This is a genomic window from Pseudomonas floridensis, from assembly GCF_002087235.1.
In the GTDB taxonomy this organism is placed as follows: Bacteria; Pseudomonadota; Gammaproteobacteria; order Pseudomonadales; family Pseudomonadaceae; genus Aquipseudomonas; species Aquipseudomonas floridensis.
This window is the reverse complement of sequence record NZ_MUIO01000194.1, coordinates 1-10661: the sequence shown is the minus strand read 5'-3', so window position 1 is coordinate 10661 and position 10661 is coordinate 1. Positions and strand designations below refer to the sequence as shown.

8 protein-coding genes and 2 pseudogenes are annotated in these 10661 nt (G+C 56.0%); 2 read left to right on the top strand and 8 right to left on the bottom strand.

The features are described 5' to 3' along the window. Both BZK31_RS28155 and BZK31_RS28150 read right to left on the bottom strand, forming a co-directional pair. Positions 1-228: pseudogene (locus tag BZK31_RS28155) on the bottom strand (transposase); the annotation flags it as partial. A gap of 214 nt (positions 229-442) precedes the next feature. Further along, entirely contained in the window at positions 443-2068 is a 1626-nt protein-coding gene (locus BZK31_RS28150; RefSeq protein ID WP_157900821.1) for a hypothetical protein, read from the bottom strand. A 99-nt stretch (positions 2069-2167) separates the two neighbouring features. Between BZK31_RS28150 and BZK31_RS28145 the strand changes: the two are divergent. Then, a pseudogene (locus BZK31_RS28145) lies at positions 2168-2453 on the top strand (IS5/IS1182 family transposase); the annotation flags it as partial. A 539-nt stretch (positions 2454-2992) separates the two neighbouring features. Here the strand turns inward: BZK31_RS28145 and aepX are convergent. The 6 genes from aepX to BZK31_RS28115 all read right to left on the bottom strand — a co-directional run bounded on the left by aepX (position 2993) and on the right by BZK31_RS28115 (position 9726). Beyond that, positions 2993-3883 (bottom strand): phosphoenolpyruvate mutase, encoded by an 891-nt coding sequence (gene aepX, locus BZK31_RS28140; RefSeq protein ID WP_083186441.1) that lies wholly within the window; start codon positions 3881-3883, stop codon positions 2993-2995. An 89-nt stretch (positions 3884-3972) separates the two neighbouring features. Further along, on the bottom strand, positions 3973-4578 hold the full coding sequence (locus BZK31_RS28135) for a hypothetical protein (RefSeq protein WP_244182760.1): 606 nt from the start codon (positions 4576-4578) through the stop codon (positions 3973-3975). A 328-nt stretch (positions 4579-4906) separates the two neighbouring features. Continuing rightward, complete coding sequence (locus BZK31_RS28130) at positions 4907-6058, bottom strand: pyridoxal phosphate-dependent aminotransferase (RefSeq protein ID WP_244182759.1); 1152 nt, start codon at positions 6056-6058, stop codon at positions 4907-4909. A gap of 330 nt (positions 6059-6388) precedes the next feature. Beyond that, on the bottom strand, positions 6389-7618 hold the full coding sequence (locus BZK31_RS28125) for an MFS transporter (protein ID WP_083186438.1): 1230 nt from the start codon (positions 7616-7618) through the stop codon (positions 6389-6391). A gap of 36 nt (positions 7619-7654) precedes the next feature. Then, a complete protein-coding gene (locus BZK31_RS28120) occupies positions 7655-8479 on the bottom strand; it encodes a hypothetical protein (RefSeq protein ID WP_083186437.1) in 825 nt (274 codons plus the stop codon). 2 nt (positions 8480-8481) lie between these two features. Then, a complete protein-coding gene (locus tag BZK31_RS28115; RefSeq protein ID WP_083186436.1) occupies positions 8482-9726 on the bottom strand; it encodes an MFS transporter in 1245 nt (414 codons plus the stop codon). A gap of 95 nt (positions 9727-9821) precedes the next feature. Here BZK31_RS28115 and BZK31_RS28110 point away from each other — a divergent pair. Continuing rightward, positions 9822-10661, top strand: an 840-nt coding sequence (locus tag BZK31_RS28110; RefSeq protein ID WP_083186435.1) for a LysR family transcriptional regulator, incomplete at its 3' end; no start/stop codon positions are given.

Genomic DNA, 10661 nt, shown 5'->3' with positions numbered 1-10661 from the left:
TCCATGGCCGGGTCGCTCAAGGAGAACCAGTTTTGCAGCAGATGAATGCGCAGCATGGTTTCCAGAGGATAAGGTTTTGCCACCGCCGGCCTTGGAGTAGAACGGTTCGATCAGGCCCAGCAGACCTGCCCAGGGCACGACCTGATCCATCTCGGCGAGGAAGCGTTCGCGGCGGGTTTGCTTGCGCTTGCCGGCGTACTCGAAGTCGGAAAAGCTCATCTGACTCATGGGCGGCTCGGATCAGGTGTTCAGGCGATGTTCGCATACCCGGGACTTGTTCGGAGATTCCATTAGGCGGGGCCGCCCTCGGCCATGACCAAAAAGTCAGGATACCAATCTTAGAACCCTCTCTTAGCCAAAACGTTTCACCAGAATTTTTGAAAAACGTTAACTCTTGCTATCTATGCTGAAACGAATGATAGCTCCGTTTCATGACGACGACTCAGGTTGACGTAATGTATCGCCTTGCCACATTTATAACCTCTTCTGGAACATACACCCCCGCCATTGCTAACTCAGAGCTCCGCCTTTCTAAGAAATCAATGCGACCAGTTCCAGCAGCAATTTTAAGCCCGAACACAAAGCAACATTCTGATTCGGCGCCACTTAAAGCCATTTGCCCACAGGCGTATTGAAATGCTGCCTCCATTACCTTAACACTAACCCTCAGTTGATTAAAACCCATCTCTGCAAATAAATTTGGGGCATCAGTTTCCTGAGCAAATTTATTGCTCCATACTTGGGTAAAATTCGCCTGGGCGCTCCCCCAACTAAAATTTCGAGCGGTCATCTTTGCCTGTTTTTTAGACTTATCCATTAAAGCACCTAGTTCAGTGCCTAAACGGAAGGCGTTCACGGCGGACTCGTTATCACTCTCGATTTCGACTTTAGTCATAGACTCTAAAGGAGTCAGCCAAGTCAAAGGATGCCAAGTAGCCAGGTACATAAGATCTGGTACCACTGAGGATAATGCGAACCGATTCCGCTGTCGCCAATCGCTAATGTAATCCCCAATCCCTCCAAAAGCGTCAAAACTAAAGATATTCGCGCCATCTTTGTGAAGCCTCTTTTTTAAATCCTTCCACAGCCCCTCACATTCAGATGAGTAGCACTGTAAGTCTTTCAAGATTTCAAGCTCTAAAAACAGTCGCGTGGCAGTGTCATCATACAACTCACTCACGCTATTGAATAAAGCAAATTCAAAAGCCTCGTCTTCACTTTCGAACGCTGGAATCTCCTGCTTACGGATAGAGTTTCGCACCGCAATAGATACATACAGTCTGGTCTGCGATTGATCAGGCTTTTCGGTTGGGTGCCACCACGTAATCACAAAGCCAGACGCACGAGTTTTTTCCGCTTCTCTTAAAAGCCCAGATATAGCATGAGTTATTACATTAACCACATTTGTGCTAAACCATGTCTCAGGAAGCCAAAACACCTTAGTTTCGACTCGCAACGCTTCAGGAGGAAAACTTACCACATCGTCTTCGACAAGTAACTCCGAGCGAACCCAGAGAGTTTGATAGTTTTCGGTGGCGCATTCCTCCCGATACTCCAATGCTATGCAAGGAACGCCCCAGTCGACTAGCTTAGCGAACGCATGCCTTTCAAGTGTAGACCAGGACGTAGATATGACCACGAAAAAAACTTGCGCCCCATGATGTTTACTAGACAAGGCCTTAGCATAAGCTAGCAATTCTGTAGCATACTCACGCGCAGCCTTTCGACTGCGTTTTATTTCAATAATTACAAACGCACCACTGATTTCATCTTCTAGGATTATATCTGGCCTTAGGACATCTGACGGCGTGCCAATGTTTTCATCGGCACTATAAAATCTTGGCTCAATGAGACTGCTCAATACACGACACGCTTCATGGACGGCCCGCGGACGATCACGGCCGACCTTTTGCTCAACGGAGTGCTCTACAGTTCCTTTGATCTCTTGGCTTAACTGGCTTTCATCATATCTAATCGCTTCATAAGGGCTGCCACTCCCAATAAGGCTCCCCTTACCGGCCAAAGCTTCAAGCCACCTCTGAATTTCTTTCTCAGGCCTCACTTGCAAACACCCCTCCTCCATGATGTATCGATTATATCCATTCAACAGTTTGTGCTGCCAGGTAGGTGCCCTGCCCTTGAGCGCGTTAGCAAACGGAGTACGAAGATCGACTCTACCGCTGTTCGCGCTACCCGAGCCTCATCTGGCGCGCGGGGAAAAAAAGGGGCCTGACGAGCCTGACGATCACGATCTAGGCCGCAGTCGCGGCAACCTGACAACCAAAATCGACATGCTCTGCGGCGCCAACGGGACACCGTTGCGCTTTCTCCTCTCTGGCGGTCAAGCCAGTGACATCAGCTATGCCCAGCCACTGCTGGACGAAGTCAGCATTCCGTCGAGCCAACGGGGCCGCCCGCGCAAGCGCTGTAAATGGCTGCTTGCTGACAAAGGATGCATCAGCCATTGATCCATCTCCACCGCTAGATTCCGCTTCGAGTGGATCCTCCTGAATAGTACCCTTCGTCAGCGCGGTCCTGCCTGGAGCAATCGCTGCCGCAAGCATGTGAGTGTTGAGCTGGCGCTCTGTCCAACACAAGATGAATACACACCTTAGTTTTCCAAAATTTTAGAAAAATTAGTTCAAGCCCTATGAACCGAGTCACGCGGCAGGCGGTCTGGGACAATGGTTCGTTTTACCATGCACTGAAAACCTACATGTTGTCGCCAAGGCTGAATCAGCCTTGGCGAACTGAACGACTGAATACACCGCAGGACCGCACAGGTCCTGTGGTTGAAACGAATCGCTGCAAACGCTATCGACCCTCGCCAGCTCCTCTCGGCACAGCCTCACTTCCCCGCATCATCTCTTTCTGCTCACCGTCCAGATCGCCACTGCCCACATACGCATAGACATGATCCTTCGCGACCAGAAGCGCAGCCATGGCCTGACCTCATGGCTATCAGCATGACAACAAACTGCCGCTGGACTTGCTATCGCGTGCCGGGAACCAGGTCGAGTATCTCGTCAATGCCTAGACAGCGAGGTTCAACCTCCAGCGTCCGGCCGTGGGCAAGTATGCCTTGGGCGATATCTCTCATGGCCAGATAGGCACTGCGCAACATGTGATTGGCATAAATCACGGCGTTGAAACCTGCCGTTTCCAGCACGTCGAAGGGTACGTGAGCGTAGCTCGTGGGCACACAGATCAGTGGCACCTGCGCACAGTGCTGACGGAATCTTCTGGCGAACTCAAGAATTTCCATCCCATCCTTTTCGCGGCTGTGGATCATGATGCCGTCGGCACCTGCATCGACGTACGCCAGACAGCGTTCAATGGCATCGTCCATGCCGTTGCCCAGAATAAGACTTTCACAGCGGGCAATGATCAGAAGCCCCCCGCTGCCACGATTGCTGCAACCCGCCCGAATCTTCTCGCAAAACGCTTCGATGGACTCCTGCTGCTGGACCACACTGGTACCAAACAATGAGTTCTTTTTCAGCCCGCATTTATCCTCGATAACGACTGCCGATACCCCCGCTCGCTCGAGCATTTTGATATGAATCGCAAAATGCTCAGGCTTGCCGCCAGTGTCGGCATCGAATATCAGCGGCATGGAACAGACATCGAAAATCTCGCGGATACCCTGCAGCCGGTTGCTGGGGGAGAGAATCTCGATATCCGGCAAACCGCGCTGAGTGGAGTCGGTCAGTGAACTCGACCAGATCGCATCGTAAGACACGCTCTGCCCCGCAGTGGGTTCGAATGTCGCACGCTCCGCCAACAGAGCAGACATCGGACTGTGGGCTTCCAGTACACGAAGGCAACGCTTGCTTTTGAACAGTTCGGCCAGATTGGCCCGACGGGTTTCGGTATCCATCATGTGCTCACGACTCCGTTTTTATTATCTGCCAGCGAACGCTGAACGCTCGTCCGAGCGTTCCTTTCAATCAATGCATTGAATCGATACGCTCAATCCCAGGCAGGCATTTCACTCTTGAGCACAGACGCCATTTTCTCGAGGTGCTCGCACGCCCTGACCACGTACTCCTTCGACAGCCGCTCGATGCGCAGATAATCCATAGGCTGGCCGGTGGCGTCGGCATACAGTTCCAGCGCCTGTGCGGCGTGCTTGAAATGCCGGGCCTCGACGCTGCCGCAGTGGACACTGAGAAAAGTGGCAACCCGGTTGGCCTCACCGGATGGATAGCCGCGCACTTCCCGCAGCCATTGTTTCCACATGGGCGTCATCAGGTTGTATTCGCCGGTGTTGAACAACTCGGTCATCGCCATCATTTCCAGCGCTTCAATGAGATCGGGTGCCAAGGGCCTCGTCTGCCCTACCCAACCGGAAAACTCCTTGGTGATCGGGTCTAGGTAGCGGTCCTGAAGACGCCAGTCATCCGAGCCGCAAATGGCAGACGCCATGCGGTAATACAGTTTTGAATGGTGCGGATGACCGTGCATTTCCCCGAGTCCGACATCCTCGACGATGATTTCCCCACAGTGTCGCGCCGCTGCCAGCATTTTGAGCTTGGCGTCATCACCCAGCGCTTCGGACTCCTGAAGTATGCGCACGATAATGCTGGAAACGGCATGCGCGGCACCGTCCGGACTTCGCCAACCGCAAAAGAACGTACAGAGTGACGATTCAGTCCATTGACTGGACGTCATGTCTGAGTAAGTTTCGCAGTAAGTATCCAGTTTATCCGGGTGGGTGCGAAAACCACTCAGCAAAGCGTCAACGAGTTTCCTGTCCTCTACATCAACCAATGCCTGATTGACATACGAGATCAAGTTTCGGGTTAGCGGCTCCATGTTTTATTCCTTATAAGATGGACCAAAGCAGGACGTGACCATGCAGGACTGCATGGCACTCGACACACCTAAACACTCCACGAACACGTTATGACGTCTGAGTGACTTCAGACATGAACTGTCCCAGTCGGGTCAGCCCTTGAATCAATTCTTCGCGCTCTACGGCATATGAAATCCGGATGCACTCCGGCGCACCGCAGCCGGAACCTGGCACGACGGCAATATGCGCCTCGGTCAATAACAATTCGGCCAGGTGATCGACGTCCTGAATCGTTGTTCCCAGATAGTTACCGCCCAACTGGCGGGCCACATTGATGAACAGGTAAAACGCGCCTTCAGCCGGTGCACAGGTGACTCCATCGACATAACCGAGACAGATAAGAGCCGCCTGCAATTGTTGATCGAGAAAGGTATTCACTTCACGGGTAAAGTCCGGTGAGCCGGCGTTCAAGGTGTTCAACGCTGCATATTGCGCAAGGCTGCTGGGGTTCGAGGTGGTGTGGCCTTGCAGGTTGTGCATGGCCGACACGACCTCGACCGGCGCACAGACGTAACCTACCCGCCAACCTGTAACGGCCTGACTCTTGGAAAAGGAATCGACCAGAAGGGTCTGAGCCTTGAGGGCCGGAAACAGCGATACGATGTTGTGATGCTCATGGGGTTGGCGGACCAGTTTGCGGTAGCACTCATCGAAGACCACCCACACCTGATGATCGAACGCGAGTTGGGCAATCTGCATCAGTTGGTCGCGTTGATACACCGTTCCCGTCGGGTTATTCGGCGTATTGATCACGATCATTCTGGTGCGCGGCGACAGGGCCTGTTCGACCGCCTTGAAGGTCAGGCGGTAGTCATCCGCCTGGGTGTCCACAAACACGGGAATCGCACCGGCCAGCAGAATCTGCGTAGGGAAGGTCTCCCAGTACGGCCTTGGCACGATGACTTCGTCACCGGGGTTGAGCAACACCATTGCAGCGTTATACAGCGCCTGCTTGGCACCTGCGGTCACTGCCACTTCACTGGCCGAATAGGCAACGCCACAGCGTTGGCTGACCTCCTGCGCCAGGGCCTCACGTAGTGAGGGCATACCGATAGGCGGGGTATAACGGTTTCGTGCGCTTTTGACAGCCTCCATGACGCCAGTTTTCATCGCGTGAGAGGCATCGAACGACAACTCGCCCGCCGCGAAGTTGATCACGTCAATACCACGCTCTTTCAACGCGTTGGCCTTACTTCGCATACTGGACGTGCCTGGAGCGCTGAGTTCACGCGCACGCCGTGAAAGAGACAATCGATTTGCAGAGGATTCATTGTTATTCATTTTGACCTGCCAAACGATTAAAGCAAACGAACGAGCGCACAACTTGCAAACCAAACGACACTTAACGTTTGGGAAAGCTGATCACAGTCCGGCTCGGTTTTTTATATTCTGATCATGTATCCGCAGGCGAGCCAATACTCTTTCTGTCGTCATCGATACTGCAAAAACCCGCTTGAGTCGTCGTTGCAAACGTTTACTCGTTGCAACTTCCATAGCCAGGCAATCCCTGTTTCGCGAGACCTGACAACATCAATCCGCAACAAGCTGATCGCGCGCGTCGGCGTCCAGCCCTTTCTGCACGAACCACGTGAGCGGCAATGTCAGCAACAGCATCGCGGCCAGCAGCATGACCGCGACGGGAACGCCGATCATGTCACCCAGGCCACCAAACAGGATCGGTGCCAGCGCGCCGCCTCCAATCGTGCCGGTATAGAAAACGGCAAAAGCCTGGTCACGCCTGCTCGGCCCCGCCAGATCCGGCACCGCGCCGTATAGCACCGAAGACGTGCCATTCAACGCCAGGCCGAGCAATGGCAGGACCATCATCAGGCTGAAGAACGGCAGGTACACAGCCATGACGATCAGCACAGCGGTGGTGAATTCCGTCAGCCATACCGTCTTCACCATGCCGATGCGTGCTCCGAGGTAGCCGCACAGCAGCTTGCCGAACGCACCGCCCACGAACAGCAGCGTCAATGCCAGACCAATGCCTGCCGTACTGGCGCCCTTGTCTTTCAACAGGAACGGCAGGAAGGTGAGAAAACCCATACGCACCGCACTGTCCAGCGTGCCGGTCACAATCAGCGCGCGCAATCCGCTGACCGACCCATTGCCTGCCGAAGCTCTGGCCGCTTTGACTTTCGCCGGAGCAGCAGCGCCGCGAGACGGAATCAACCACCACAAAAGACCTGCAGCGGCCAACCCGAGCAGCCCCAACAGCGTCACGCTGGTACGCCAACTGATGACCGTCAACAGCAGACCGATCAACCCGGGCACCAGCATCTTGCCGATATCACCGGCGAAATTGTATTGAGACAACGCCTCCTTCACGCCGCCACCCGCTTCGTGGCTGTCGGTGATCAACGAAGACGCCAGCGGGTGTTGCGTGCTGGCGCCCAGACCGCCCAGAAGCAGCGCCAGCAGCAACACTGCCAAACCACTCGCCTGCCCGGCCAACAGATACGCAAGACCCGCGAGCGCGGTTCCCCCCACCAACAGCCGATCACGCCCCCAGCGCCTGGCCGCTCGGCTTGCCAGCAATTGGAAACCGGCCATCATGCCGGCATAAGCGCCGCGCAGCAGACCGATCTGCGCGTAGCTCATACCGAACTGCAATTGCCAGATCGGCAGCAGCACATAAATGACATCGGTCAGCCCATCGTGCACCGCGTGAGCGCCACAACCGGCCGCCAGGGATCTGCGACGGGCAGACACCTCGGCCGACGCGGGCGCATGCTGATCGGAGGTTTGAGCGTTCATCGTTTTGAATGGCGTCCTGTGATGGGTTCGGCGTTGTCAGTGCATCAACCGCGCACAGTCCTTCATGACACTGGACTTGCGTCGCAGGTACTCAGAAAAAATCTGCCGTGCGGCCTCGGGATCAACATCGATCTGCATCGCTTCGACGAACGCATCGATCGCTGCGACGGCGTGAGCAAAGTGGTTACTTTCAGTGCCTCCGGTATGCACCGTGACCCAGGCAACGGTGGAGCGGAGTCTGGAGTCCGGGATATCCATGTCGCGAACGAACCAGCGGCTGTATAGCGGATGAAGATACTCCACCTCGCCGTGGGTATAGACCTCATGGACCAGCGTGGTCAGCAAACCCTGCATGAGATCGCGATCACGCAGACGCCTGGTGTCGGTCCAGTCCTTGAACATCTGCGCCGATGACAGGCAATTCTCGCGCAGCAGCCATTGATCATCACCGCACAATGCCGTGGCCATGGTGTAGAACAGATCGGCATGCTGCGTGTTGCCCAGTGCGCCAAGGTCTTCATCGGTAATTCGCTGCAGACTGCCGCAAGCGCGGTACAACGGCTCGGCCACGCTAAAACCCTGTTCCGAACGCGCCAGCAAGGTAAGGCGGTTGGCAAGGCCCGACACGCTGGCCGCAGAATTGTTGGTCTTCGACCAACTGGCGAAGAACTTGCGCAACACGACGGGTGAATGACGACGCGAAGTGAGCTGTTCGAACGACTCTTCAATACTGAGCAGGGCCTCTTGTTGCTCCCAGAATGTCTCGAACAAGGCATGCTTCAGGACACCGGCGGGCATGTCGTTCAACACCGGTTCAATGATTTTCAGCAGCTGACTTTGCTGCGCCAGTACATCACTCATGATCACCTCTTGTGCCTTGTAGGATTGGATGACGAATCAGATAAACCCGAGGGTTGGGTCAACGCCGCCGCGCTGTCGAAACGACGTCTGTCGGGATTCGGTGATTTCCAGCCCGACAGGCCGATCAGCAGCGAGAGCAGTTGTGAACCGATGATGAGCGCCACGCATCCGTGCCAGCCCCAGAGGCTCCAGATCATGGCGGGCGCGACGGCACCGACACTGCCGCCCAGGTAATAACCCGACAGGTACAGCCCGACCGCGCCCGATTTGTTAGCCCCGGCCGTTGCGGCGATGAACGCATTGACCGAAGCCTGTGCCAGAAACACGCCCGTCGAACTCAAGGCCAGCCCCAGCACGATCATCCACAACGAGGGCAGCAGGGTCAGAAGCGAACCGCAGACACCCAGCAGAACGGCCACTATCAGCAACTCGGATTGCGGCCGCGATTTGCTCAAGCGCCCCGCCACCGGAATGACCACCAGAGCGAGCAGGAATACCGCATACAGGGCGCCCAACGCCGCCGGCCCCAGATTGAACGGTGCCTGGCTGAGGTACAGGCCGCAGTAGGTGAACATCGCTACCTGCGAGAACAACACGCAAAAACCAACCCCATAGGACGCCAGCAAGGGCTTGCGACACAGTTCGCGATACACCTGCAAACGCAGCGGCGGCGCCTTGGGCACCGCCACCGAACGGGCCGGCATCAGAAAATGAATGGCGATGCCCACCACCAGCCCCAGCACCGTCAACAGCTCGAAGGCTTCGCGCCAGCCGACGTACTGCGTCATGACACCCGACACGAAGCGTCCGGCAAAACCGCCCAGCACCGTCCCTGCCACGTAAAGACTGGTGATCTCAGTGATGGCCCCGCCTTTCCAGTTATCGCCGATGTAGGCCACGCTGGTGGCGAACACCACGGGAATCACCATGCCTTCGACGAAACGCCAGAGCAGAAACTCGGCAAAGCTGCCAGCCTGTGCGGCAAGCAGCGCTGGCAGCGCCAGCAACGTTGCCGCGACGACAATTACCGAGCGCTGCTCGAAGCGACGTGTCAGCCGACTGACAAAGGGCGCAGTCATGGCGACCGCCAGCGTGGTGACGGTGATACTCCAGCCCGCCTGCCTGATACTCAGCTGGAAGCCTTGAGCCAATTCCTGAAGAATGCTCTGGGTCGAATAAAGGTTTAGAAAGGCCGCACAACCACACAAAAACAGCGCGACGCGAGCATGCTGCAGGCGCGAATTCATGAGACCCCTCGTTTTATTACAGTGGGCCTTTATAGAATGAGCAGCCTTGCGAACACCAATACCGAATTCAGACCGATCGATACCCAAGGAACAGGATGCTCGACTTACGCAAGTTACGTTACTTTTTGACGGTCGCCGAAGAACTGCACTTCGGACGCGCAGCCGTGCGCCTGCACCTTGCACAACCGCCCTTGACCCGACAGATCTCGGCACTGGAAACCGAACTGGGCTTTCGCCTGTTCGACCGCACCAGCCGCACCGTAACCCTGACTGCACAAGGGCGTCATTTCCTGCCCTATGCGCGCGCCGTACTGGAACAGGCCAGCCTCACGGAAGTCATTGCCGGCAAGCTGGCATCGGGAGAAGCCGGGCAATTGATCCTGGGCTACGCCAGCTCGATCGCGCTTTCGGACCTCTTCAGCAAAACCATCCAGGCCTTTGCCCAGCGCTTTCCCGACGTGCAACTGACACTGGTGGAAAGTGCGTCCAGCAGTCTGTATTCGCAAGTGCTCGACGGCCGCATCGATGTCGGCCTCAGCCGACTGCAGCCTGAACGCGAGCAGACCGGCGTCCAGACCCTGTCACTCATGAACGAACCTCTGGTGGCCGCCCTCGCCAGCGACAACCCGCTGGCCAGTCAGGACGAGGTCAAACTTGCACAACTGGCCACCTATCCGCTGATTCTGTTCCCGGCTGATTACGGCTCCGGTCTCAACGAATCAATCCGCCATCTCTACCGCCAAAACGACCTCCCCATCCAGCCTGGCCCCTCCGGACGCCAGATCACCTCGATCATCGCCCTGGTGGCCGCAGGTCAAGGCGTCGCCCTGGTCCCTGAATGCACCCGAACACTGGCCAAGACCGGCGTCGTCTACCGCCCACTCGATGAGGCGAACGCGCGTGTGCACCTGCTGATGCTGACCCGGACACAGGGG

Coding starts and splice junctions, on each gene's coding strand:
- BZK31_RS28115 (WP_083186436.1), bottom strand. CDS start 9,726: ATGAATTCGCGCCTGCAGCATGCTCGCGTCGCGCTGTTTTTGTGTGGT.
- BZK31_RS28130 (WP_244182759.1), bottom strand. CDS start 6,058: ATGCGAAGTAAGGCCAACGCGTTGAAAGAGCGTGGTATTGACGTGATC.
- BZK31_RS28125 (WP_083186438.1), bottom strand. CDS start 7,618: ATGAACGCTCAAACCTCCGATCAGCATGCGCCCGCGTCGGCCGAGGTG.
- BZK31_RS28120 (WP_083186437.1), bottom strand. CDS start 8,479: ATGAGTGATGTACTGGCGCAGCAAAGTCAGCTGCTGAAAATCATTGAA.
- aepX (WP_083186441.1), bottom strand. CDS start 3,883: ATGATGGATACCGAAACCCGTCGGGCCAATCTGGCCGAACTGTTCAAA.